At 73.9% G+C, this 22630-nt stretch carries 24 protein-coding genes; 11 read left to right on the top strand and 13 right to left on the bottom strand.

The features are described 5' to 3' along the window. The 3 genes from GKC29_RS16770 to GKC29_RS16760 are packed head-to-tail and all read right to left on the bottom strand — an operon-like array spanning position 1 to position 2584. A complete protein-coding gene (locus tag GKC29_RS16770; RefSeq protein ID WP_155331728.1) occupies positions 1–564 on the bottom strand; it encodes a GerMN domain-containing protein in 564 nt (187 codons plus the stop codon). Next, positions 561–1913 carry a cell wall metabolism sensor histidine kinase WalK gene (locus GKC29_RS16765; RefSeq protein WP_155331727.1) on the bottom strand — a complete coding sequence of 451 codons (1353 nt, stop codon included), beginning with the start codon at positions 1911–1913 and terminating at the stop codon, positions 561–563. The genes GKC29_RS16770 and GKC29_RS16765 overlap by 4 nt, the downstream gene beginning before the upstream one ends. Further along, positions 1910–2584, bottom strand: coding sequence for a response regulator transcription factor (locus GKC29_RS16760; protein WP_155331726.1), 675 nt, complete (start codon positions 2582–2584; stop codon positions 1910–1912). The genes GKC29_RS16765 and GKC29_RS16760 overlap by 4 nt, the downstream gene beginning before the upstream one ends. A gap of 141 nt (positions 2585–2725) precedes the next feature. On the opposite strand from GKC29_RS16760, the gene GKC29_RS16755 reads away from it, so the two are divergent. The 5 genes from GKC29_RS16755 to GKC29_RS30580 all read left to right on the top strand — a co-directional run bounded on the left by GKC29_RS16755 (position 2726) and on the right by GKC29_RS30580 (position 5656). Continuing rightward, the gene (locus tag GKC29_RS16755) at positions 2726–3073 is read left to right on the top strand and encodes a hypothetical protein (RefSeq protein WP_155331725.1); all 348 of its coding nucleotides are present in this window, start codon (positions 2726–2728) and stop codon (positions 3071–3073) included. Next, entirely contained in the window at positions 3070–3618 is a 549-nt protein-coding gene (locus tag GKC29_RS16750) for an STAS domain-containing protein (protein WP_155331724.1), read from the top strand. The genes GKC29_RS16755 and GKC29_RS16750 overlap by 4 nt, the downstream gene beginning before the upstream one ends. Before the next feature lie 67 nt (positions 3619–3685). Continuing rightward, a complete protein-coding gene (locus GKC29_RS16745) occupies positions 3686–3979 on the top strand; it encodes a BON domain-containing protein (protein ID WP_155331723.1) in 294 nt (97 codons plus the stop codon). 116 nt (positions 3980–4095) lie between these two features. Beyond that, complete coding sequence (locus GKC29_RS16740; protein ID WP_155331722.1) at positions 4096–4449, top strand: PadR family transcriptional regulator; 354 nt, start codon at positions 4096–4098, stop codon at positions 4447–4449. A 4-nt stretch (positions 4450–4453) separates the two neighbouring features. Continuing rightward, on the top strand, positions 4454–5656 hold the full coding sequence (locus GKC29_RS30580) for a PH domain-containing protein (protein WP_370463257.1): 1203 nt from the start codon (positions 4454–4456) through the stop codon (positions 5654–5656). Between the two features lie 103 nt (positions 5657–5759). Here GKC29_RS30580 and GKC29_RS16730 read toward each other — a convergent pair whose 3' ends face one another. Continuing rightward, positions 5760–7730 (bottom strand): cellulase family glycosylhydrolase, encoded by a 1971-nt coding sequence (locus GKC29_RS16730; RefSeq protein WP_155331721.1) that lies wholly within the window; start codon positions 7728–7730, stop codon positions 5760–5762. A 343-nt stretch (positions 7731–8073) separates the two neighbouring features. Between GKC29_RS16730 and GKC29_RS16725 the strand changes: the two genes are divergently transcribed. Then, entirely contained in the window at positions 8074–8637 is a 564-nt protein-coding gene (locus GKC29_RS16725; protein WP_155331720.1) for a sigma-70 family RNA polymerase sigma factor, read from the top strand. Positions 8638–8730: 93 nt separating this feature from the next. Next, a complete protein-coding gene (locus GKC29_RS16720; RefSeq protein ID WP_155331719.1) occupies positions 8731–9486 on the top strand; it encodes a zf-HC2 domain-containing protein in 756 nt (251 codons plus the stop codon). A 22-nt stretch (positions 9487–9508) separates the two neighbouring features. On the opposite strand, the gene GKC29_RS16715 is transcribed toward GKC29_RS16720, so the two are convergent. Then, complete coding sequence (locus GKC29_RS16715) at positions 9509–9664, bottom strand: hypothetical protein (RefSeq protein ID WP_155331718.1); 156 nt, start codon at positions 9662–9664, stop codon at positions 9509–9511. 174 nt (positions 9665–9838) lie between these two features. Here GKC29_RS16715 and GKC29_RS16710 point away from each other — a divergent pair, with 174 nt between their 5' ends. Beyond that, entirely contained in the window at positions 9839–10612 is a 774-nt protein-coding gene (locus GKC29_RS16710; protein WP_155331717.1) for a M23 family metallopeptidase, read from the top strand. Between the two features lie 64 nt (positions 10613–10676). Here the strand turns inward: GKC29_RS16710 and GKC29_RS16705 are convergent, their stop codons facing one another. Together GKC29_RS16705 and GKC29_RS16700 are read right to left on the bottom strand one after the other, a co-directional pair. Next, a complete protein-coding gene (locus tag GKC29_RS16705; protein ID WP_155331716.1) occupies positions 10677–11840 on the bottom strand; it encodes an acyl-CoA dehydrogenase family protein in 1164 nt (387 codons plus the stop codon). 47 nt (positions 11841–11887) lie between these two features. Next, positions 11888–13036, bottom strand: a complete 1149-nt coding sequence (locus GKC29_RS16700; RefSeq protein ID WP_155331715.1) for an acyl-CoA dehydrogenase family protein — start codon at positions 13034–13036, stop codon at positions 11888–11890. 89 nt (positions 13037–13125) lie between these two features. On the opposite strand from GKC29_RS16700, the gene GKC29_RS16695 reads away from it, so the two are divergent. Genes GKC29_RS16695 through GKC29_RS16685 form a run of 3 tightly spaced genes read left to right on the top strand, consistent with a single transcriptional unit; the run spans position 13126 to position 16327 of the window. Beyond that, the gene (locus GKC29_RS16695) at positions 13126–13791 is read left to right on the top strand and encodes a TetR/AcrR family transcriptional regulator (protein WP_155331714.1); all 666 of its coding nucleotides are present in this window, start codon (positions 13126–13128) and stop codon (positions 13789–13791) included. Between the two features lie 44 nt (positions 13792–13835). Further along, on the top strand, positions 13836–15254 hold the full coding sequence (locus GKC29_RS16690) for an aldehyde dehydrogenase family protein (protein WP_155331713.1): 1419 nt from the start codon (positions 13836–13838) through the stop codon (positions 15252–15254). After that, a complete protein-coding gene (locus GKC29_RS16685) occupies positions 15251–16327 on the top strand; it encodes a zinc-binding dehydrogenase (protein WP_155331712.1) in 1077 nt (358 codons plus the stop codon). The genes GKC29_RS16690 and GKC29_RS16685 overlap by 4 nt, the downstream gene beginning before the upstream one ends. Here GKC29_RS16685 and GKC29_RS16680 read toward each other — a convergent pair. The 6 genes from GKC29_RS16680 to GKC29_RS16655 form a co-directional block, all read right to left on the bottom strand. Next, positions 16324–17601 (bottom strand): MFS transporter, encoded by a 1278-nt coding sequence (locus GKC29_RS16680; RefSeq protein WP_155331711.1) that lies wholly within the window; start codon positions 17599–17601, stop codon positions 16324–16326. The two genes, GKC29_RS16685 and GKC29_RS16680, sit on opposite strands and share 4 nt — an antisense overlap. Positions 17602–17653: 52 nt before the next feature. Beyond that, positions 17654–17872, bottom strand: coding sequence for a hypothetical protein (locus tag GKC29_RS16675; protein ID WP_155331710.1), 219 nt, complete (start codon positions 17870–17872; stop codon positions 17654–17656). After that, entirely contained in the window at positions 17869–18048 is a 180-nt protein-coding gene (locus tag GKC29_RS16670; RefSeq protein WP_155331709.1) for a hypothetical protein, read from the bottom strand. The genes GKC29_RS16675 and GKC29_RS16670 overlap by 4 nt, the downstream gene beginning before the upstream one ends. A gap of 137 nt (positions 18049–18185) precedes the next feature. Then, complete coding sequence (locus GKC29_RS16665) at positions 18186–19397, bottom strand: helix-turn-helix transcriptional regulator (protein WP_155331708.1); 1212 nt, start codon at positions 19395–19397, stop codon at positions 18186–18188. Positions 19398–19693: 296 nt separating this feature from the next. Further along, positions 19694–20128, bottom strand: coding sequence for an NUDIX hydrolase (locus GKC29_RS16660; RefSeq protein ID WP_230688654.1), 435 nt, complete (start codon positions 20126–20128; stop codon positions 19694–19696). Continuing rightward, positions 20088–22622: an AAA family ATPase gene (locus GKC29_RS16655; RefSeq protein ID WP_230688653.1), complete on the bottom strand. Its 2535-nt coding sequence runs from the start codon at positions 22620–22622 to the stop codon at positions 20088–20090. The genes GKC29_RS16660 and GKC29_RS16655 overlap by 41 nt, the downstream gene beginning before the upstream one ends. Positions 22623–22630 lie beyond the last annotated feature (8 nt).

Raw genomic sequence — 22630 nt, 5'->3', positions numbered from 1 at the left:
TCAGCCGGGGCGGGTCAGCTCGGCGTAGTCGGCGGCGGTGAGGGGCGCCAGCGACAGCGACCCGTCGGCGCGGGGCACCCCGAGCGGCTGCCCGTCGCGCAGGAACGACACCGAGTCGACCTCCGCGCGGGCGGTCAGGGTGCACACGATCTGTCCGAAGGCGAGGATCTCGTCGCTGCGACCGATCTCGTCGCCCGCCTCGGGCACCTCGACCTCGGCCCGGGCGCCGGCGAGCCGCACACCCGCCACGGTGACCCCGCCGGGCAGCGCGGTGGTCAGGCCGTTGTCGCGCTCGGCCTGGTTCGGGCCGGCGAGCAGGTGCTGGAGTTGCTCGTCCAACCTCGGCGGCGTGTCGATCCGCCGGACCACGGGCACGAGGCGGTCGTCCCGGAGGAAGCACAGCACCTCGTCCACCTGACCGGCCGGCACGGTCGAGGTGGCCGTGCCCGGTGTGGGGAACGGACCGGGCGGCACCTCCACGGCGCGTGGCCCGTCGTCGGTGGGGACGCCGCAGCCGGCGAGGAGCAGGGCGAGCAGGACGGCCGCCGCCGCGCGCGCGGTCACCCGACGCTCCCGGGCAGCTCCACCCGGAAGCGGGCGCCACCGCCGGGCCGGTCCCCCACCGTCGCGCGCCCGCCGTGCGCGGCGGCGTGCTGCGCGACGATGGCCAGGCCGAGGCCGGTGCCGTCGGTCCCGGCGCGGGCGTGGGCGGCGCGACCGCGGACGAAGCGGTCGAAGATGCCGTCGCGGTCCTCCTCCGGTACGCCCGCGCCCGCGTCGTCCACCTCGATCACGCCGGTGCCGGCGTCGACCGACAGGCGCACCGCGACCGGACCGCCGCCGTACCGGTCCGCGTTGTCGAGCAGGTTCACCAGCAGCTGCTCGGTACGCCGCCGGTCGACCCGCCAGTCGGCCGGCGTGTCCGGCTCGACCCGCACCAGGTCCTCGGGGAGCGTCCGGGTGCGGCACACCTCGCGGGCGAGCGCCGCCACGTCCACGTGTTCCCGCTGTGCGGGCTGGTCGGCGCGGGCGAGCTCGATGAGGTCGTTGACGAGTTGCTGGAAGCGGTCGATCTCGTCGGCCACCAGCCCCGCCGCGGTGGCCGTCCGTTCGTCGTGGTGATCGCGGCGCCTGGTGAGGACGCTCGCCGCGGCGGAGAGGGTCTGCAGCGGCGAGCGCAGCTCGTGGCTCACGTCGGCGGCGAAGCGGCGGTCCCGCTCGATCCGCCGGGCCAGTTGGTCGACCATGTCGTTGAACGAGGTCGACAGCCGGGTCAGGTCGGGGTCGGTGGCCGGGGCCAGGCGGGTGGTGAAGTCCCCGGCGGCGATCTTCTCGGCGGCGTCCGCGACCGCCGTCAACGGGCGCAGGCTGTGCCGCGTCGCGTACCAGCCGAAGGCCGCGCCGGACCCGGCCACCATGATCGCCACGGCGGTCAGCGCCAGGGCGAGCACCTGGAAGGTCTCCTCCAGCTCGCGCAGCGAGGTCAGCTCGTAGTAGGTCGCCCGCTCGGACAGCGGCACACCGACCAGCAGGGTGGGCTGCCCGGCCAGCCGGACCCGCTGCACCGCGGGCCGGCCGGCGCGCACCCGCTCGTGCAGCGCCTCGGGGACGCCGGTGGCGGCGGTTTCCGCGGTCCGCGCATACCAGGAGCCGTCCAGGTGCAGCAGCGGGCGTCGGGCGCTGCCGGTGTCCAGTGACCGCAGCACCTCGGCGACGTCGGGTCGCTCGGTGTCCAGCCCGGTACGCACCACCGCCGCGTCGAAGTACGCCGCCCGCACCGCGGTGCGTTCCCGCTCGTCCAGCAGGGACCGCCGGGTCAGGTCGTACGAGATCAACGCCATCGACGCGGCCAGCAGCGCGGCGCCGACGGCGAACCCGGCGGTCACCCGCGCGCGGAGCCCGAGCCGTCTCATCGCTGCAGCTTGTAGCCGAGCCCGCGCAGGGTGACCAGGTGCCGCGGGTTGCCCGGTTCCGCCTCGATCTTCTGCCGCAGCCGCCCGACGTGCACGTCGACGAGGCGCTCGTCGCCGGTGTCGTACCCCCAGACCCGCTGGAGCAGCTGCTGCCGGGACAGCACCCGGCCGGCGTGCTCGGCGAGCTCGCAGAGCAGCCGGAACTCGGTCCGGGTCAGCGGCACCGGCTGCCCCGCCCGGCGTACCTCCCCCGCGTCGGGGCTGATCTCCAGGTCACCGATGACCTGCACCGGCACCGGTCCGGTCAGGGCGCGAGCCCGGCGGCGCAGCGCCCGCAGCCGGGCCGACAGCTCCTTGATCGCGACCGGCTTGACCACGTAGTCGTCGGCGCCGGCCTCCAGCGCGGCGACGATGTCGTGGGTGTCGTCCCGGGCGCTGACCACCACGATCGGGACGTCGTCGTCCCGCCGCAGCTGCCGGATGCACTCGAACCCGTCGATGCCCGGCAGCATCAGGTCGACCAGCACGTAGTCCGCGGGCTCCGAACGCTGGAGGCGCAGCCCCTCCTCGGCGGTCGCCGCGCCGCGCGCGGCGTACCCCTCCTCCTCCAGCGCGAGCAGCAGCGCCAGCCGGATGCGGTCGTCGTCCTCGATCACCAGTACGGCCGTCATACCGGAATCATCCCTGCCACCAGGGCAGGTGCCCACCTCCGGTGTCCCGCCGGGGAATTTGTCACACGACTGTCATGCAACTGCGCCGGCCGCTACAAGAGCCCCTTGAAGGGTGAAGGACATGCCCGAAGGGACGCGACGATGACCGGCGACGCACTCGTCCACGCCCTCGTCGTCGGCCTCGCCGTCGGCGCGTTCGGGCGGCTCGTCCTGCCCGGGCGGCCGGTCGCCCCGGTCTGGCTGACCCTGGCGGTGGGCGTCGGCGCCGCCCTGCTCGGCACCATCAGCGCCCGGGTCGCCGGGGTCGACGTCGCCGCACCCAGCCCGCTCCGGCTGGCTGTCCAGGCCGGCTTCGCCGGCACCGCGGTCCTGCTCGCCCTCGTCACGGCGGGACGGGCCCCGCGCCCGACAGGCCACGCCACGACCCGGTGGCGATCCGCCATCGACCCGACCACGGTGCCGGCGGACCAGGAAGGGAAGGGCCGATGACCGTCGTGCCGGACGAGCACGTGATGACCCTGATCTGCGACGGCTGCGGCGACACGGCCGCGAGCACCGCCGTCGTCCTGCCCGACGCCGAGGTCGTCTGGACCCTGGTGTCCGAGCACGGGTGGACCGGATCCCCGTTCGCGACCGGCCCGCACCGCTGCCCACGCTGCACTCCCCTCCCCACCCCCGGTTCGGCGGCGGCCGGCCCGCACCCCCTCGGGATCGACGACCTCGACGAGGTCGACGATCCGGTGCCGGCCGCCGCCGAGGCGGAGACCGACGCGCTGCGCGCGGCACTGGCCGCGGCGGAGGAACACGCCGGCCGGGTGACGGTCGACCTCTCCACCGTCGAGCACATCGACTCGGCCGGCCTCGGGCTGCTGGTCCGCGCCCGGCAGGAGGCCCGCCAGCGGGGCATGGAGCTGTGCCTGCACGCCCCCTCCCGGTTCGTGCTGACCGTGCTGCACACGATGCGTCTGCAGGCCGCGTTTCCGGTGGTTCCGCCCCGGTCCGGCAGCGCCACCGAGCCCGAGGTGCTTGTCTGAGCGGAGCGCCGCGCCGCCCGGTGCCCGGCGGCACCGCGCCCCCCGAACCAAGGATGAGGACACCGACATGGTCATGCCCTGGCCCCTGCCCGAGAACGACCCGTTCCACCCGGCGTGGGACCCGCCGCAGCCGGACGACGAGGACACGCGACTGGCGGCGCTGGCCGCGCAGCGGCTCAGCATCGACTGGTCGACCCGCCGTCAGCAGATCACGGTGACGGTGCAGAACCGGGTGGTGATCCTCGCCGGCACGGTCGCCGATGTGCAGGCCCGCAAGACCGCCGGGGAACTCGTCTGGGACGTGCCCGGCGTCGCCGACGTCTGCAACACTCTCCGGGTGGTGGAGCGGCGCCGCCGTTGACGCCGGGGCGGCTGTAGGACTCCTGGGCCGGTCGGGTCCTGCCCGCGCCGCGCGCGCCGCCGTGCCGTCCGATTGCCGACACCTTCCACTGTGGTGGGTCGTCCCTAGAATGGGACATGGCCCGGCCCCGGATCACCAGCGCCCTGCTCGACGTGCTCGGGCTCCTGCTCGAGGCGTGGGATCAACAGACCGAGGTGCACGGCTGGCAGATCATGCGGTCGGTGCGGCGCTCGGGCCCGACCGTCTACGCGGTGCTCGACCAGCTGGAGGACGCCGGCTGGATCACCGGCTCGTGGGAGCGGCGGGCCGCCGACTCACCGGTCCGACCACGGCGGCGGTACTACCGCCTGACCCCGAGCGGCGCCGAGGCCGCCCGTCGCGAGGTCCCGGCGCCGGTCCGGACGCCGCCGGCGCGCCCCCGCCCGGCTCCCGGCTTCGGCCGCGACGCACACCCCACGCCGGCGGGCTGACCCGGTGGGCACGGTCGAGGTCGTCCTGGCGCTGGTGCTGGGGCTGATCGTCAACGAGATGACCGACCTGTCGCCGTGGCTCGGCCGCAAGCTGGTCACCTGGTCGGCCCGGCTGCACTACCCGGACGACCACGAGCGGGCGGAGATCCGCGCCGAGGAGCACGCGGCCATCATCAACGAGCGGCCCGGCAAGCTCTTCAAGCTCGGCACCGGGCTGGGGTTCCTCGCCGACGCCGTACTCACCCGGCTGCGCCGGCTCGCCGGCCGGGAGCCCGGCGGAGAGGTGGCCGACGACCTGCTGGGCGCCCGGCGGGTCCTCCCGCTGGAGGACGAACCGACCCCCGGCGTCGCCCGGTACCTGTTCCCGACCGAGCGGTACCGGGGCGAGTGGCGCCGGCACTGGATCCACCCGGTGAAGAGCGTCGGCGTCGTCGCGGTCTACGCCGTCCTCGGCGTGCTGGTCGCCCAGCAACGCGTCAACCCCCGCTACACGGGCTGGGTCATCGCCGCGGTGCTGGTGGGCGCGGTGCTGCTGACCGCGCACCGCGTCCTGGGCTGGTACCTGGGCCGGTTCGTGATCACGAACAAGCGGCTGATGTCGACCGAAGGCGTGTTCGTCCGCCGGGTGGGCATGATCCCGCTGCTGCGGGTGACCGACATGCGCTACGTCCAGTCCCCGCTCGGCCGACTGCTCAACTACGGCACCTTCCAGTTGGAGTCGGCGAGCCGGCGCAACGTCCTGCGCCGGGTGGTGGACCTGCCCAACCCCAACGAGCTCTACCTGCGCCTGGTCGAGGAGATGTACGAACCGGACGCGGTGGAGGCCCGGCTGGGCGTCGACGTGACGGACCGCGACGCCGAGGACCTGTCCGACCTGGAGCTCGCCCTCGGCCACGGGACCGGGCCGCAGTGGCACGACGGCGTCACCTCTGCAGACGCGCCCCGGCTCGACGTGGTCGACCCGGCGGCGGTACGCCGCGAGGTGGTCCTCCGGGTGGCCGATCTGACCGCCCAGCTGACGGCGCTGACCGAGGCGATCAGCCGGCTGGAGCCCCCGCCGGCCGGGCCCGCCGGGCACGGCGACCCGGACGCGTCGGTCGCCACGGAGGAGACATCTCCGGCCGGTCCCGCCGAAGCGCCGGTCACGCGGCCGGTCCTGCGTCCCCGGCGGCCCCGCGCCGACCCGCTTCCGAACACCGGCGACTGACGGACGGGTCGCGCGGGGTGAGGCCGGCCCGGAGACGCTGCGTCGTCTCCGGGCCGGCCCGTCGCTCAGAGGTCCACCCGGCCCGGGTCGGCGTCCGGCTCCGTCACGAGGCGGAGCAGGCCAGGTCGGTCGGGGCGGTGCCCGCGCCGATGCCGGTGAACCCGAAGGTGGTGCTGGCCCCGGCGGCGAGCGTGCCGTTGTACGGCTCGTTGGTCACGGTGTTCGCGCCGCCGGACGTGGTCAGCCTGCCGTTCCACAGTGCGGAGATGGCGGTGCCGATGGGGTTGGTCCAGGTGACCCGCCACGTGCTGGTCGGGCCGGTGCCGGTGTTCCTGACCGCGACCTGCCCCTGGAAGCCACCCTGCCAGGAGTTGGTCACCGTCCACGTCGCCGCGCACCCGGCGCCGCCACCGCCACCGGCCGGCGTGGTGAACGTCCGGCCCGCCGACGACGCCGACGCGTTGCCGGCGGCGTCGCGCGCCCGCACGCTGACGGTGTACGCGGTCCCGGCGGCGAGGTCGGTGGCCCGGTAGGTGGTGCCGGTGACGGTGGCGACGACGGTGGCCGGCCCGGACCCGACCGCCCGCAGCACGTCGTACCCCGTGACGCCGACGTTGTCGGTGGCGGCGGCCCAGGTCAGCGTGGCACCGGTGGCGGTCAGGTCGCTGACGGTCGGCTGCCCCGGAGCGGTCGGCGCGACGGTGTCGCTCCCGCCGCCTGCGTACCGCTCGGCCAGGCTGATGCCGGTGGTGGAGGCGGCGCCGCCCAGGCGCACCTGGTGGTCGAGGCTGACGAACCTGCCGTTGTGCTGCCACAGGACCGGCTTGAGGATCTGGTTGTACTTCGTCTCGTCCCAACTGGTCCAGTCGTCGCGCAGCAGGCCGCCGGTGTCGCCCGAGTTCGGGTTGAGACACCAGAACGTGTGGTGGATGCCGTACTCGCCCATCATGTCGCGCAGCGCCGCCATCCACCTGTCCTGCCGGGCGTCCTGGCCGAGCCGGCCGCCCCACTCGCCGACGAGCAGCGGCGCGGTCCCGTTCTCGTGGAGGTAGAGCCAGTTCGGCCGCCACACGTCGCTGATCAGGGAGTTCTTGTCGAAGTCCTGCTGGAACCAGGGCTGCTCGAACACCAGGGGCCCGTAGTCGTGCGGGGAGTAGACGAGCTGGTCCTGGTGCGCGCCGAGGTTAACCGGGTGCTCGGCGACGCCGCGAAGGTTTCCGCCCCACCAGTTGTAGTGGTAGTTGGGACTGAGGTCCGGGTCGGTGTTCGGCGAGTTCCACGTCTCACCTGCGCGCGGGTAGACCTCGATCCCCTCGCAGAGGATCAGCAGGTTCGGGTTGACGGCGAGGATCCGCCGGCCGGCCGTCTCGCAGGCGTACTTGAAGTTGTCCTGGTCGGTGCTGGAGTCCCACTTGGCGCGCGGCGGCTGGTTCGGCGTGCCGTGCGGTTCGTTCTTGATGTCCATCGCGACGATCGTGTCGTTGGTTTTGTAGCGGTCGGTGACCCATTCCCAGCCCTGGTAGAACAGTTCCGGCGTGATCGTGCCCTTCCACCACACCGGGTAGACGTGACCGGAGTTGTCGGCCTCGGCGCTGTGCACGTCGAGCATGACCTTCAGGCCGTACTTCTCGCACAGCTGCAACCAGTGGTCGAAGACCTGGAGGTTGTTCTTGCCGGCCAGCTCGGGGTTGACGTACGTGTTGACGTTCGGGACGACCGTCTGGCCGGCCTTCCACTCCAGCAGGAGCTGGGTGGAGATCGGCACCCGGACGATGTTGATGCCGCGTTCGGCCATCTGTCGGGTGATGGTCTCGATGTTGGCCGACCACAGGCCGTGGAAGACGCGCTCGGAGGCGTTGAAGCCGAACCAGTTGACCCCGGTCAACCACACCTGGTTGCCGGCCTCGTCGACGACCCGGTTGCCGTCGGTGTGCAGCCAGTCGGCGGTGGGTGCGGCGGCGACGAGGGGGGCGGGGGTGTCGGGCGCGGCGACCGCGACCGTCGCCGGGGCGGTCAGGCCGACGGCGGCGCAGGCCGCCACGATGGCGGCCCGCGTGCGTGCGCTTACAGGCATGTCCTGTCCTTCTCTGGTGGGGTGGAAGGCCGGATCGCCCGCCCGGTACGGCGATCCGAATCGATGGGAGCGCTTCCACAGAGGTTAGGGCGTTGTGCCGGCCAAGGGAAGGACGATCTCGCCGACGGTCCGGGATGGACGGCTTCGCGACCGCCCGACCGGCGCCGACCGTGCCCCCTGACCGCCGGGGCCCGCCGGCGCTCGGCGGCGGTTGATCCGGTCGGCCGTCCGGGACGTACCGGTGGAGGGGCGGGCAGCGTTCGGTACGGTACGCTACCGCCCGATCACTACGACGAATCGTCGTGGCCGGCGGCGGGCGCCGGGACGGGCGCGGGAGGTGTCGATGGCGGACGACGACGCGGAGGTCACCGAGTGGGCCCTCGCCGCGGGGCGGGGGGACCGCGACGCCGCGGCCCGGTTCGTCCGGGCGACGCAGCAGCAGGTCCGCCGCTTCCTCGGCGCGCTGGTGTCCCCCGCCGAGGCCGACGACCTGGCGCAGGAGACGTTCCTGCGGGCGGTGCGGTCGTTGCCGTCGTTCGCCGGCCGGTCCACGGCACGCACCTGGCTGCTCGCCATCGCCCGCCGGGTCGCGGTCGACCACGTCCGCGCCGCGACGGTTCGCCCACGGACGGTGCCCATGTCCGACTTCTACGACGCCCCGGACCCGGCACGCAGCGGGTTCGACCGGCAGGTGGCCCTGGAGCAGCTCGTCGCGGCGCTGCCGGCCGAGCGACGGGAGGCGTTCGTCGCCACCCAGATCCTCGGCCTGTCCTACGGCGAGGCGGCGGAGGTGTGCGACTGCCCGGTCGGCACCATCCGCTCCCGGGTGGCACGGGCCCGCGAGGACCTGGTGGCCGCAGCCGAAGGCCGGCCGGGCGCGCGCCGGGGCGGCGGCACGGCCGGCTGAACGCGGCTCTGGGCCGTCCCGACGGTGGGAGTCCCCGGGCGGCGTCCGGAAAGTGCCGGGAACCGTCGCCGCCGCCGGTCCGACTACCGGTACATGGGGTGTGAGCAGTGGCGCGAGGTGCTGTCGGCGCAGCTCGACGGCGAGGAGACGCCGGCCGAGCGGGCGGCGGCCGAGGCGCATCTGAGTGGCTGTGGTGACTGCCGGTCGTGGTTCGACCGGGCCGCGGCGGTGACGCGGCGGGCCCGACTGTCGGTGCCGCTGCCCGGAACGGATCTCACCGACGCGGTCCTGGCCGCCCTACCCGCGCCCGCTCCCCGCCGGCGGCGGGGCCGCCTCGTGCTCGGCCTGCGGGCGGTGCTGGGTCTGATCGGCGCACTCCAGCTGCTGCTCGGGCTGGTGCAGATCGGTCGCGGCGCGGCCGGCGCGCACGTCCACACCGCCGGTACGGTGGGCGCGGGGCACCTGTGGCACGAGTCGGCGGCGTGGAACGTCGCGGTGGGCGCCGGTTTCCTGTTCGTCGCGGCCCGCCGTACTCCCCCGACCGGCCTGGTGCCGATGCTGAGCGCCTTCGTCGGCACGTTGCTCCTGCTGTCGGTCAACGATCTCGTGCTCGGGCGGGTGGACGGCAGCCGGCTGGTCAGCCACGCGTTCCTCCTCGCCGGGTACGCCGTCGTCGTCGCCCTGTCCCGCCCCCGCCTGCGTCCCGGCGGCCCGGCCCGACGCGGACGCGGCGGCGACGGACCGCGCTGGCGTCTCGACGCCGACGAGCCGGCCGAGGTCCCGCGGCTGCGGCTCGTCCCGCCGCCGTACCCGGGATCCGCTCACCTCCCCGACCGCCGTGCGGCGTGATCATTATCGGACACAAGATCGGCTAGTCCGGGGCGCGCTGCACGGCCTCCCGGTCTGGGCGCTGCGGCTCGGCGTCCCGCTCGTCGTCGCCCTCGGTTGGCCGCTGCCCTGGTTCGGCGGCACCCTCGTCGCGTTCCTCGTGGTGGACGCCGTCCTGGGCGTCGTCGCCCGACGGCACGGACGTCCCCTGCCCGTGGGGTCCGACGTCGACTGACTGTGCCCTCCGGCGGCACGGATGAGGCGATTCGGCGGCCGGCTCCCGGCGGGGCCGGCCGCCGACCCTTCCCTTCCGTGGCGAAATCCGTCAGGCTTAGCTCCAATCATCGAAGGTTTTCGACATTGGAGGTGCTGGATGGGTAAGCGGTGGACCGGCCTGCTCGCGACCGCGCTGCTGACGCTCGGCGTGCTGCTGCCGGCAGCGCCGGCGGCGGCCGCACCGACGTTCAAGGTGCCCTTCCCGTGCGGCCAGTCCTGGTCCGGGCAGACCCGCACCAACCACAGCCCGGCGTACGCGGTGGACTTCAACCGGACCGACGACCTCGGCGACCCGGTGGTGGCCAGCGCACCCGGCACCGTCGACCGGGTGACCGACCTCGGCGGCACCAGCTACGGCAAGTACGTCCGGATCAACCACGGCAACGGTTACAGCACCTACTACGCGCACCTCAACGGCTTCAACGTCTCGGTCGGACAGACCGTCGGCTACGGCAAGGTCATCGGCTGGGTCGGCAGCACCGGCGGCTCCACCGGCCCGCACCTGCACTACGAGCAGCGGCTCAACGGCAGCGACATCCAGGTCCGCTTCAACGGGACCCTGGCCCTCTACTGGGGCACGAAGACGTACACCAGCGACAACGGCTGCGGCGGCGGCACCGCGACCGGCACCGTCAACACCAGCGGCACCCCGCTGACGGTCCGTTCCGGCCCCGGCACCGGGTACGACGCGGTCGGCACCGTCGCCGACGGCGCCACCGTCACCATCCGGTGCCAGACCAGCGGCACCACCGTCACCGGCACGTACGGCACCAGCTCCATCTGGGACCGGATCGGCGCCGGCCGGTACATCGCCGACGCGTACGTCTACACCGGCCACGACGGGTACATCCCGAACGTGCCGCGTTGCTGACGAAAGCGGTTAGGAAGGGTCCCTTGTACAACGCCAGGCGTTAACAGGGGGCCCTTCCTTTCCGTCAGGCTCCCACCTTGGTGTAGCCGCGTAGGAGGTCGCGGGCGATGATCAGGCGCTGCATCTCGTCGGTGCCCTCGAAGATGCGGTAGAGGCGCACCTGCCGGTACCAGCGTTCGATCGGCAGTTCCCGGGTGTAGCCCATGCCGCCGTGGATCTGGAGCACCCGGTCCACCACCCGGTTGACCATCCCCGCGCCGTACAGCTTCGCCATGGAGGAGGCGTGCCGGGGGTCGAGACCGGCGTCGACCGTCCACGCGGCGCGCAGCACCAGCCAGCGGGCCGCCTCCAGCTCGGTCTCGGAGTCGGCGATCATCCACTGGATCGCCTGGTTGGTGCCGATCTTCGCGCCGAACGTCTCGCGCGTGTTGGCGTACTCGATGGCCATCTGCAGCGCCCGCTCGGCGATGCCGAGCGCGTGCGACGGGATGGTGTAACGGCCCTTGCCGATCCACTCCATGCCGAGCGTGAAGCCCTGGCCGACGTCGCCGAGGATGTTGCGGTGCGGCACGCGTACGGCGTCGAAGACCAGCGACGCCGGCCCGCCCTCGCCCATGGTCTGGATGAACTCCGACCGCCAGCCCATCGCCCGGTCCACCAGGAACGCGGTGGCACCGCCGTTGCGGGCGCCCCGGTCCGGGTCCGTCACCGCCACGACGATCGCGAAGTCGGCGTCGTTGCCGTTGGTGATGAAGGTCTTCTCGCCGTCGAGGATCCAGTCGTCACCGTCGCGCCGCGCGCGCAGCTTGATGTTCGCCGCGTCCGAGCCGGCACCCGGCTCGGTGATGGCGAAGCAGGAGACCCGCTCCCCCTCGATGGTCGGGACGAGGAACTCCTTCTTCTGCTCCTCGCTGGCGTGGAAGAGGATGTTGTCCGCCTCCCCGCCGAAACGGAACGGCACGAACGACCGGCCCAGCTCGGTCCAGATCAGCGCCTGGGTGACCGCGGGCAGGTCCATCCCGCCGTACTCCTCCGGGGTGGCCAGCCCCCAGAAGCCGAACCGGCGCGCCTTGAGCTGCAGCTCCCGCAGCTCGCTGCGTTCCAGGCCGGGCTGGTGGGCCCGCTCACGGCGCAGCACCTCCTGCTCCAGCGGCATCACCTCCCGGCGGATGAAGTCGCGGGCGGTGTCCCGGATGGCCCGCTGCTCGTCCGAGAGCGCGAAGTCCATGTCCCCTCCTGGTCCTCTGTGGTGCGCGTACGGTCGTAAGCCCTGGTCTAGAAGGCGTTGACGCCGGTGAGCGCCCGGCCGATGAGCAGTTGCTGGATCTGGCTGGTGCCCTCGTAGAGGGTGGCGACGCGGGCGTCGCGCAGGTACTTGCCGACCGGGTACTCGTCGATGTAGCCGTACCCGCCGAACACCTGGATCGCGTCGTTGGCCGCGCGGACGGCGGCCTCGCTGGCGAACAGCTTGGCCATCGACGCCTCGGTGGCGAACGGCTCGCCCCGGTCGATCAGGTCGGCGACCCGCCAGACGAGCAGGCGCGCGGCGGCGGTGTCGACCGCGATGCCGGCGAGGAGCTGCTGCACGAGCTGGTGCCCGGCGATGGGCTTGCCGAACTGGGTGCGCTGGCCGGCGTAGCCGACGGCGGCGTCCAGGCAGCCCTGCGCGATGCCGACGCACCCGGCGGCGACGGACATCCGCCCCTTGGCGAGGGTGGCGAGCGCCAGCCGGAAGCCGCCGCCCTCGTCCCCGAGGCGGGCGGTGTCGGGGACCCGGACCTCGTCGAGGACGAGTTCCGCGGTGGCCTGCCCGCGCAGGCCGAGCTTGCCGTGGATCTCCCGACGGGTGAGGCCGGGGGTGCCGGTCGGCAGCAGGAACGCCGTGATCCCGCGGTGTCCGGGGCCGCCGGTACGGGCGAAGAGGAGCGCGACGTCGGCGGTGGTGCCGTTGGTGATGAACGTCTTCCGGCCGGTGATCAGCCAGTCGTCGCCGTCGCGGACCGCTCGCGTGGTCAGGGCGGCGGCATCCGAGCCGCTGTCCGGCTCGGTCAACGCGAAGCAGCCCAGCGCGGCGCCGGAGCAGAGTGCGGGCAGCCACCGCTGCCGCTGCTCGGGCGTGCCGTGCGCGGCGATCGACTTGGCGACCAGCCCGAGCGAGACCGAGACGATGCCGCGTACGGCGGAGTCGCCGCGCCCGAGCTCTTCGAGGACCAGGCAGTACGAGAGGTGGTCCCCGCCGGATCCGCCGTGCTCCTCGGGGATGGTCAGCCCGAGGAAGCCGACCTCGCCGAGCTTGCCGACGATGCCGCGGTCGACCGACTCGCGGCGGTCCCACGTGGCGGCGTGCGGCACCACCTCACGGTCGACGAAGTCGGCGGCCAGCCGGCGGACCGCCGCCTGCTCGGCGGAGAGGTGAAGGTCCATGCACGGTAAACTAGCGGTGCAAGTTTTCGGCTGTCCAGACCTGGGTGTGGCAAAGTCCCCGGCGGACCACCGAGCAGAGGAGGACGGACATGCCCCGGCCGCGGCAGGCGCTGCTCACCCGGCAGCGGATCGTCGAGGCCGCCGCCGCGCTGATCGACGCCGAGGGGCTGGCGGCGTTCTCCACCCGCCGTCTCGCCGCCGAGCTCGGGGTACGCGGACCCTCGCTGTACAACCACTTCGCCACGAAGGACGAGATCCTCGACGCCGTCGCCGACAGCGTCACCGGCCAGGTGGACGTGTCGTTCTTCGGCCACGTCGACTGGCGGGAGGCGCTGCGCCGCTGGGGGCACTCCTACCGGGCCGCGCTGGCGGCCCACCCGCACATCGTGCCGTACCTCGCCCAGGGCCCGGGCCGGCGGCACGCCGCCCTGGCCATGGCCGACGCCGTGTACGGAGGGCTGGTCGAGGCGGGGTGGCCGCCGGCCCGGGCCACCCACATCGGCGCACTCATGCGGTACTTCGTGGCCGGCTCGGCGCTCGGCTCGTTCGCCCGCGGCTTCGTCGAGGACCCGTCGGTCTACGCCGACCAGTATCCGCACCTCACCCAGGCCCACCGCCTCGCCGAGCACCAGCAGCAGGTCGACGAGGGCGCCTTCGGCCTCGGCCTGGACGCGCTGATCGACGGCCTGTCCCGCACGTACGAGCGGACCGTGGGGCCACTTCCGCCTCTCCCGCCGGCCGCCGAACCGTACTAGAGTCGAAACTTGCACTGCTAGTTTTGGGCGACGTGAGGGGCTTGATGGATCTCGCACGGACCGACATCTACCTCGACGGCCACTGGGTCACGGCGTCCCCCGGACCGACCATCGAGGTCCACAACCCGACGACCGAGCAGGTCGTCGCGACCGTACCGGCCGGCACGCCGGCCGACGTGGACCGGGCCGTCGCCGCCGCCCGGGCCGCCTTCGACGGCTGGGCCGCCACCGCGCCGGCCGACCGCGCGGCCCGCCTCGACCGGCTGCACGCCGCCCTGACCGCCCGCGCCGACGAGATCGCCCGGACCGTCGCGCTGGAGCTGGGCACCCCGCTCAAGGTGGCCACCCGGGTGCAGGCCGGCCTGCCGCTGACCGTGCTGCGCAGCTACGTCGACCTGGCCGGGCACCCGCCGGCGCCGGCGACCGTCGGCAACTCCCTCGTCGTCCGGGAACCGGTCGGCGTGGTCGGCGCCATCACCCCGTGGAACTACCCGCTGCACCAGGTCATGGCCAAGCTCGCGCCCGCGCTCGCCGCCGGGTGCACGGTGGTGCTCAAGCCCAGCGAGCTGACGCCGCTGACGGCGTACCTGCTCTTCGACGCGATCGACGAGGCCGGCTTCCCACCCGGCGTGGTCAACCTTGTCCCCGGCACCGGCCCGGTGGTCGGTGAGGCCATCGCCGCGCACCCGGACGTCGACATGGTCTCGTTCACCGGCTCCACCGCAACCGGGCGGCGCATCGCGCACCTGGCCGCCGACCGGATCGCCCGGGTCGCCCTGGAGCTGGGCGGCAAGTCGGCCAACGTGATCCTCGACGACGCGGACCTGGCGACCGCGGTGAAGGTCGGCGTCGGCAACGCGTTCCTCAACTCCGGTCAGACCTGCACGGCGTGGACGCGGATGCTGGTGCACCGCGACCGGTACGACGAGGCGCTCGCGCTGGCGGCGAAGGCCGCCGACGGCTACCGGCTCGGCGATCCCTCTGACCCGGCCACCCGGCTCGGCCCGCTCGTCTCGGCGGCGCAGCGGGACCGGGTCCGCGACCATGTCGCCCGGGGCCTGGCCGACGGGGGTCGCCTCGTCGCCGGCGGACCGGACGCGCCCCTGCCCGAGCGGGGCTGGTTCGTCGCCCCCACGGTGATCGCGGACGTCGACCCGGACAGCGCGCTCGCCCAGGAGGAGGTCTTCGGACCGGTCCTGGCCGTCATCCCGGTCGACGACGACGAGCACGCCGTCGCGGTCGCCAACAACTCGCGGTACGGCCTGGCCGGCGCCGTCTGGTCCGGCGACGAGGAGCGGGCCCTCGCGGTGGCCCGGCGGATGCGCACCGGCGCGGTCGACGTCAACGGCGCCCCGTTCAACCCGCTCGCCCCGTTCGGCGGCTACAAGCAGTCCGGCCTCGGCCGGGAGCTGGGCACCTACGGGCTGGAGGAGTTCCTGCAGACCAAGGCGATCCAGCGATGAGGGCGCTGGTCGTGCGGGAGGTCGGCGGCACGCCGCGCGTCGAGCAGGTCGAGCCGCCGGCCCTGGCCCCCGGGCGGGTACGCGTCGACGTCCGCGCCGCCGGCGTGTGCCACTCCGACCTGTCCATGGTGGACGGCACCCTGAAGCCGCCGTACCCGCTGGTGCTCGGGCACGAGGCGGCCGGCGTGGTGGTCGAGGTCGGCGACGGCGTACGCCGCGTGGCCCCGGGCGACCACGTCGTGCTGAACTGGGCCCCGCCCTGCCGCGACTGCTGGCACTGCGGGCACGGGGAGCCGTGGCTGTGCGACCGGTCCGGCGGACCGGCCGTGCCCGGCGGCCGGACGTCGTCCGGGGAGCCGCTGCACGTCACCCTCGGCCTGGGCGCCCTCGCCGAGCAGGTGGTGGTGCCGGAGCAGGCGGTGATCCGGGTGCCGGCCGAGCTGCCCTTCGAGGCGGCGGCGCTGCTGGGCTGCGCCGTGCTGACCGGCGTCGGCGCGGTACACCGCACGGCGGGCGTGGCCCCGGGCGACTCGGTGGCCGTGATCGGTCTCGGCGGGGTCGGCCTGTCGGCGGTCTCCGCCGCCCGGGCGGCCGGCGCCGATCCGGTCGTCGCGGTGGACGTGTCGCCCGCCAAGGCGGAGCTGGCCCGGGCGGCCGGCGCCACCGACTTCCTCCTCGGCGACGAGACGCTCAGCCGGGCGATCCGCGGCCTGACCGGCGGGCGCGGCGTCGACCACGCGCTGGAGTGCGTCGGACGCGGCACCACCATCCGCGCCGCCTGGCGGGCCGCCCGCCGGGGCGGCCAGGTGATCGTGGTGGGCATGGGGTCGAACGACGACGTCGTCGGCCTCAGCGCCCTGGACATCTTCCACTCGGCACGGACGCTGCGGTCCTCGGTATACGGCTCCTCCGACCCGGACCGGGACGTCCCCGAGCTGGCCCGGGCGGTGCTCGACGACACGCTGGACCTCGCCCCCCTGATCTCCGACCGGGTCACCCTGGACGGCGCCCCGGCGGCGTTCGACCGGATGGCCCGCGGCGAGGGCGCCCGGACGGTGGTGCTGTTCGACTAGGGCGCGGCGTCACCCTCAGCGGCGGCGATGGCCGCGTCGGTGACCCGGAGCATGCCGAGCAGCAGAGCGAGCGTCAGCGTACCCATGATGGCGAACACCGCACGGAGGCCGAACATCTCGGCCAGCAGACCGCCGGTGGCGGCGCCGAACGGCAAGGTGCCCCAGGCGATCAGCCGGTAGCCGCTGTTGACCCGCCCGAGGAGACGGTCCGGGGTGATCCGCTGGCGCAGCGACACCGTGATCACGTTCCAGGCGGCGAGCAGGATCCCGCCGCCGAAGTAGACCGCGCCCAGCGCGAACGGGTCGGTGATCAGCGCCGGCGCGCCGACGACCACGGCCATGGCGACCACCGACACGCCGAGCGCGCGGGCCCGGCCGAGCCGGCGCTCGATCCACCCGGCGAGGAGCGATCCGAGCACGATGCCGGCGGCGATGGTGGTCAGGAAGATCCCGTACCCGGGCTCGGTGAGCCCCATCGCCGAGTCCGGGCCGACCGCGTGGAGCACCAGCACCCCGAAGATCGCGTTCGTGGCGAAGTTGCCGCCACCGACCATCATCGCCAGCGTCCGCAGGAGCCGGTGCCGCCACAGGAACCGCAGCCCCTCCGCGATGTCGGACCGTAGGGTGCTCGGCGCGTCCCGCTCGACCCGGAACCGGCCGCTCACGAAGAGCAGCGCGGCGACGGCGAGGGCCCAGAGCCCCGCCGGCCCGGCCAGGGCGAGGGCCGCCCCACCGGCCACCAGGAAACCCGCCAGCGGTGGGCCGATGAACTGGTTGGCCGTCAGTTCGGCGGCGTGCAGCCGCCCGTTCGCCCGGGGCAGCAGCTCGCGCGGGACGACCTGCGGCAGGATCGACTGGGCCGAGGTGTCGTAGAGGGTCTCGGCGGCGCCGACGCCGAACGCCACCGCGTACAGCAGCCAGATCGAGCCGGTGTCGAAGGCCACCGCCAGTGCCAGTGCCCCGAGAAGCGCCGCGCGCAGCGTGTTGGCGGCCAGCATCGCCCGGCGCCGGTCCAGCCGGTCGACGAGCGCACCGGCCGGCAGCGCGAAGAGCAGCCACGGCAGGCTGAACGCCGCCGCCACCCCGGCGACCAGCGCCGGCGAGTCGGTGTAGCCGATGGCGACCAGCGGCAGGGCGATCTTGACGATGCCGTCGGCGAGGTTCGACACCGCCGACGCCGACCAGAGCCGCCAGTAGTTGCCGCCCAGCCCGGCCGGGGCGGGGCGGGTAACCGCCGCCGGATCCGTGCGCAGTGGTTCCTCGACCCCCGTCATGCGACCGAGGATGGCAGAACTGCCGCGTCCTGTCTGTCCCGGTGCCGGATGCTCAGCGCAGCCAGCCGAGGAAGCGTCGGTGCAGCACTCCGGCCGGCACCCACGTCAGGTCGTTCGAGGCGCGCACCAGTTGGGCACCGAGGTAGAGAGCCAGGGATATCGGAGCGCCGTCGAACTCCGCGTGCAGTTCCCGCTGCCGGGTCCGGCAGGGCCAGGGCGTGCCGCAGCCGCCGCAGTTCCAGATCGGCAGCACCGGGCCGTGTGTGGTCACGCGCGGCCGCCGAGCAGCGCCGCCGTCAGCGACCGCGCCCGCCGACTGGTCGCCCACTCCACCTGCCAGCACGGGTACGGCGTCAGCCGCGACCACCAGGCACGACAGCCGGCACACATGCCGTCGAGCCGTGGGACGTGAAAGGCAAGGACGATCTGCTCCTGGTCGCCACTCACTGAAGCTCCTCCTCCCCCGGCCAGTGGCCAGTGAGAGGGACGCGGCGACCAGGCGATCCCGCACCGCCCGCCGCATCCCGTGAGGAGAAACCTACGGAGCGTCGCAGGACGGAACGGGTAAGGTTCGTACCCCTAGATCACGAGACGAGGCCGACCTTCAGCGCAAGGTCGCGCACGTCGTTGCGCATGTGACGGGGACCGTCGAGCAGGTCCAGCGTGATCTGACGGGCGTAGCCGTTGAATCGGATCGTCTCCGGCGCCGACTCGTAGGCTTGCCGCAGGGCCGCCACAGTGGCCTCGTTGTCGCCCTTGCCGTAGTGGCCGCGGGCCACCTCGATGAGGTGTCGCGCACGGCGCGGCCTCGACGGGATGGCAGCAGGGTCAAGGCGCCTGGCCTGCCGCACCGCCTCGCCAGACTTCTGCAACTCGACGGCCACGGTCAGGGCGTGGGCTCCCATGATGACCCGCGAGAAAGACGTCTGCGGCTGGTAGAAGCCCTTTGGCAGACGTTGCGCCACCCGGTCGGCGCGATCCCAGTACCGCCAGGCGCGGCCGTCCTCCCCAGCCCGGGCAGCGGTGTAGGCGGCCTCGAAGTTGAGCGCTCCCCAGAGCGCGAGCAGGTTCGCGTTCGCGTCGGCTGTCCGCGCCTCCAACGCCGAGACCACGTCCAAGGTCACCGACATCGCGGTGTCCCAGTCGCCCGCGTCCCGGTGCACCTGACACAGGAACCAGCCCGCGCAGGCCAGCGCCTCGGGATCGCCGGACTCCTGGGCGGCCACCATCGCCCGGTCGGCGACCCGCCACAGCAACTCGGCGGCCGGCTGGTAGGCGAGAAACATCTGCGTAAGTCCCAGCACCTCGGCCAGCAGCGCCTGTGCCCGCCGACGCTCGTCGCCCTCGTGGGCCAACGCGGCACGCTGCGCGTCCTGAACCAGATCCGGAAGCAGCGCGCCGAGCACCGTGCGGTGGTCCGACGCCTGGTGACGTGCCCGCCAGGCAGCGGTGAGGCGTTCCCTGATCTGCGTCAAGGGCTCGGCAGCGACGTCCTCGGACAGCGGGACGCGGTTCACCGCGTCGCGGACCGAGGCCAGCGCCGGATGTTCCGGCCCGTTGACGACAGCGGACCGGTCGCTCAACTCCCCGACCAGGGCCGACACGTCGACCTTGAGGGCGCGGGCGATCCGATCCAGCATGTGGATACGCGGGGGCAGGATCCGATCGGTCTCCACGGCCTTCACCCACTCGGCGCTCCGACCCACCAGTCCACCGAGCACCGCGCGAGTCTTGCCCGAGCGCTCCCGGTAAAGCTTCAGCCGCTGTCCGAAGGTCAGCTCTGGCATCGGATCCATTCCAGACCTCCCTGAACCGCGGGATGCGCCGTCGGCCTGCCGGCCGCCGTCGTGACCACGGTACTCACGGCCGCTCCGCCCGGTAACCCTCCGCGCCAAGGCAGCGAACGGATATGCATCTTTGTCCGAGAGGAACCAGGACTCATCGTCTAAAGCCTGAGGGCGGACGGACTCACCGGCACAGGGACGGGTAGATGACTGACGACCAGACGCCAGCGGAGCGATGATCTTCATTCTCGAAGCCGGCGTCCTCAATCGCGCCGCGCAGGATTCGACCGTCGTACGACAGTTCATCACTACAGCTCGCCGCGCGCCTCCCGGGCGATTAGCTCCAGCACCGCGATCACTGTGCCCGCGCCGGCGATTTCACCGCTGTACACCAGCTCACGCGCCTCGACGAGCGGAATCCAGGCGACCTGCTCCGCTTCGTTGACATCCGTCGGCGCCCCGATGTGCTTCGCGCTCCGCGACAGAAACAGCAGATTCTCCGCGTCGGCCGAGCCGACCCACGGCTGGAAGGTCAACAACGGCTCGACATCACCTGGGCGCCAACCGGTCTCCTCCTCGACCTCCCGGGCCGCACAGACCGCCGGCTCTTCCTCGTCGTCGACGTAGCCGCCGGGCAACTCCCACACCCAGCGGTCAAAGACGAAGCGGTGTCGTCGCATCAGAAGCAAGCGTTGGCGATCATCAAGAACAGCGACCATCGCCGAACGGGGCGCACGGATCACGTACTGCTCGAAGTTCCGCCCACGTGCCCGCTCCGAGCAGGGTGAACGCCTGGCGGGCGCGGTGCAGGTGGGGCCGGGCGTCGCGGGGTCTCCGGCTGTGACGCAGTTCCCGGCCGAAGAGCAGTTCGGTCCGGGCTCGCTCGAAGGTCGCGGAGTCGGCCGGGTGCAGCCGCAGCGCCCTTCGGAACTGCTCCTCCGCCTCGGCGCTGCCGCGCGGCGCCAGCAGCGCGTGGCACCGTGCGGACAGGGCCCGGCGGGACGGGCTGGCCGTACTGCCGGCCCAGCGGTCGAAGACGGCGAGCGCGGCGCGGGCCTGCGGATGGTGGCCGACGTGGGCGGCGGCCTCCACCAGGTGGGGCGTGGCCATCACCTGGACGAGGACCTGGCCACGGCCGGTGCCGGGACGTGCCAGCGACGTGAGGCGGTCGGCGGCGTCGGCGTACCGGCCGTCGGCCAGGTCGAGCACCGCCAGCGCCCACCGGGTGAGGGCGTACGGGCGGCTGCCGGGCGCGGCGGTGTCGCCGATCTCGGCGACGTGTCGCAGACTGGTGTCCCGGTCGGCCCGCAGGGCGGCGAGAACGGCCAGCAGGCCCAGGTGCACGGCGGCGCAGGTGTGCTGACCGCTGGCCCGGGCCGCGCGCAGCCCTTCCCGGCAGCTGTCCGCCGCGGCGTCGTGCCGGCCCAGCCAGTACTCCGTCATCGCCCGCAGCTCCAGGGCTCGGGGCAGCTGGGACAGGTCCCCGGCGGCGCGGGCCAGGTCGACGGCGCGGTCGGCCAGCCGGTGTGCCGCGGCGTCCACGGCCACCAGCAGGCCGGCCACCGCCGCGCCGGTCAGCGCGGCCGGCGTGAGCGCGTCCCCGGTGAGCCGTCCACCGAGGACGACGGCGCGGCGCAGCAGTGGTCCGCCCTGCTCGTGCTCGCCGCGCAGGGTGGCGGCCACCCCGGCGATGAGCGCGGTCATGAGTTCCGCCCCCGGTGGGTGGCCGTCGCGGTGCAGCGCGGACATCCGGCGCGCCACGTCGGCGTAGCGGTAGTGGTCGCCCGAGAAGCAGATGGCTTCGCCGGCGCGGACGAGACCGAGCAGGGCCTCGGCGCGGTCGGTGGCGGCGATCGCCTCGGTAGCGGCCAGCAGGGTGGTGACCGCGGCGGCCGGGGCGTCGCACCGTAGCTGCAGCTCGCCGCGCAGCAGGCCGGCCGCGGCGGTCACGACCGGGTGGGCCGGGGTGGACGGCAGCCGGCGGAGCACCTGCCGGGCCGTGTCGGGGTCGCCGCCCCGCCAGGCGTACCGGGCTGCGGTGACCAGGCGGGCGGCCGCCTGGACCGGATCGTCGCTGAGGTCCGCCGCGTGCCGCAGGGCCGCCGCGGCGGTCGCCCAGCCGTCCCCGCCGTCGGCCGCCGCCGTTTCGAGTTCCGCGGCGAGCCGCGGGTCGGGGCCGTCCGCGACCGCGGCGAGGTGCAGGGCCCGCCGCAGCCGCCGGCCGTCGAGCGCCCTGGCCAGCAGCAGGTGGGCCGCGCGCCGTTCGGCGAACGGGACGACGACCTGCACCATCGTCCGGGCCAGCGGACTGGGGAAGGTCACGCCGGCCGGGCCGGTACGGACCAGGCCGGCGGCTTCGGCCGGTGCGAGGGCGTCGACGGTCGTGCCGGCCGCCCGGGTGGCCCGGACCAGGGTGGCGGGGTCATCGTCCCCGTCGAGGGCGGCCAGGAGCAGCACCTGCCGGCTGTCCGGGGGCAGGCGGTCCAGCCGGGCACGGTACGCGGAGCCCAGCGCGCCGCCCGCCGGTGGTGCGGCGGGCAGCGGCTCCTCGCCCTGCCTCTGGCCGGGGGTGAGCACGTCGACGAGGTCCGCGAGGGCCTGCGGGTTTCCGCCACCGACCGTCGCCAGCACGGCGGTCACCGGCGCCGGCAGTCCGGGGCACCGGTCGGCGAGTGCCGCCCGGCTGTTCCGCTCGTCGAGTGGGCGGAGCCGGTGAGCGGGGATGCCGCCGGCTGCGGCGTCGGTGTCGGCGGCGAGCAGGAGGGTGACCGGCAGGCGGTGCAGGCGGCGGGCGACGACGGCCAGCGTCTCGGCGGTCTGCCGGTCGCCGGAGTCGACGTCGTCCACCGTGCACAGCAGCGGACGGTCGCGCGCGGCGGCGGCGAGCAGGCCGAGCACGGCCATGGACAGGGCCAGCCGCTCGTCGGCCGGACACCCGCCGCCGGCCAGGGCGCGCCGCAGCACCCGCCGCTGCCGCTCCGGCAGCGTGGCGGCCCGGTCGAGGACGGGATCGAGGAGGCGCTGCAACCCGGCGTACGGCAGGGTGGCCTCGTCGGCGAGCCCGGCGGCGGTGAGGACGGCCCGGTCCCCGGCGTGGTGCCGGGCGTACGCCAGCAGCGCACTGCGCCCCGACCCCGGCTCACCGTGGACCAGCAGCGCTCCCCCATCCGGGCCGTCGAGCAGCCGCCGGATCGCCCGGCACTCGTGGTCCCGACCGCGCAGCACGGTTATTTGCACTGTCGATG

The sequence above is a fragment of the Micromonospora sp. WMMC415 genome (assembly GCF_009707425.1).
Lineage (GTDB): Bacteria > Actinomycetota > Actinomycetes > Mycobacteriales > Micromonosporaceae > Micromonospora.
This window is presented reverse-complemented; position numbering and strand designations above follow the sequence as displayed.

Excerpts from the sequence above, each read along its gene's own strand:
- GKC29_RS16690 (WP_155331713.1), top strand. The coding sequence starts at position 13,836 with ATGGATCTCGCACGGACCGACATCTACCTCGACGGCCACTGGGTCACG.
- GKC29_RS16755 (WP_155331725.1), top strand. The coding sequence starts at position 2,726 with ATGACCGGCGACGCACTCGTCCACGCCCTCGTCGTCGGCCTCGCCGTC.
- GKC29_RS16705 (WP_155331716.1), bottom strand. The coding sequence starts at position 11,840 with ATGGACTTCGCGCTCTCGGACGAGCAGCGGGCCATCCGGGACACCGCC.
- GKC29_RS16750 (WP_155331724.1), top strand. The coding sequence starts at position 3,070 with ATGACCGTCGTGCCGGACGAGCACGTGATGACCCTGATCTGCGACGGC.
- GKC29_RS16685 (WP_155331712.1), top strand. The coding sequence starts at position 15,251 with ATGAGGGCGCTGGTCGTGCGGGAGGTCGGCGGCACGCCGCGCGTCGAG.
- GKC29_RS16760 (WP_155331726.1), bottom strand. The coding sequence starts at position 2,584 with ATGACGGCCGTACTGGTGATCGAGGACGACGACCGCATCCGGCTGGCG.
- GKC29_RS16765 (WP_155331727.1), bottom strand. The coding sequence starts at position 1,913 with ATGAGACGGCTCGGGCTCCGCGCGCGGGTGACCGCCGGGTTCGCCGTC.
- GKC29_RS16720 (WP_155331719.1), top strand. The coding sequence starts at position 8,731 with ATGGGGTGTGAGCAGTGGCGCGAGGTGCTGTCGGCGCAGCTCGACGGC.
- GKC29_RS16730 (WP_155331721.1), bottom strand. The coding sequence starts at position 7,730 with ATGCCTGTAAGCGCACGCACGCGGGCCGCCATCGTGGCGGCCTGCGCC.
- GKC29_RS16700 (WP_155331715.1), bottom strand. The coding sequence starts at position 13,036 with ATGGACCTTCACCTCTCCGCCGAGCAGGCGGCGGTCCGCCGGCTGGCC.
- GKC29_RS16695 (WP_155331714.1), top strand. The coding sequence starts at position 13,126 with ATGCCCCGGCCGCGGCAGGCGCTGCTCACCCGGCAGCGGATCGTCGAG.
- GKC29_RS16680 (WP_155331711.1), bottom strand. The coding sequence starts at position 17,601 with ATGACGGGGGTCGAGGAACCACTGCGCACGGATCCGGCGGCGGTTACC.
- GKC29_RS16725 (WP_155331720.1), top strand. The coding sequence starts at position 8,074 with ATGGCGGACGACGACGCGGAGGTCACCGAGTGGGCCCTCGCCGCGGGG.
- GKC29_RS16665 (WP_155331708.1), bottom strand. The coding sequence starts at position 19,397 with ATGGATCCGATGCCAGAGCTGACCTTCGGACAGCGGCTGAAGCTTTAC.
- GKC29_RS16745 (WP_155331723.1), top strand. The coding sequence starts at position 3,686 with ATGGTCATGCCCTGGCCCCTGCCCGAGAACGACCCGTTCCACCCGGCG.
- GKC29_RS16710 (WP_155331717.1), top strand. The coding sequence starts at position 9,839 with ATGGGTAAGCGGTGGACCGGCCTGCTCGCGACCGCGCTGCTGACGCTC.
- GKC29_RS16740 (WP_155331722.1), top strand. The coding sequence starts at position 4,096 with ATGGCCCGGCCCCGGATCACCAGCGCCCTGCTCGACGTGCTCGGGCTC.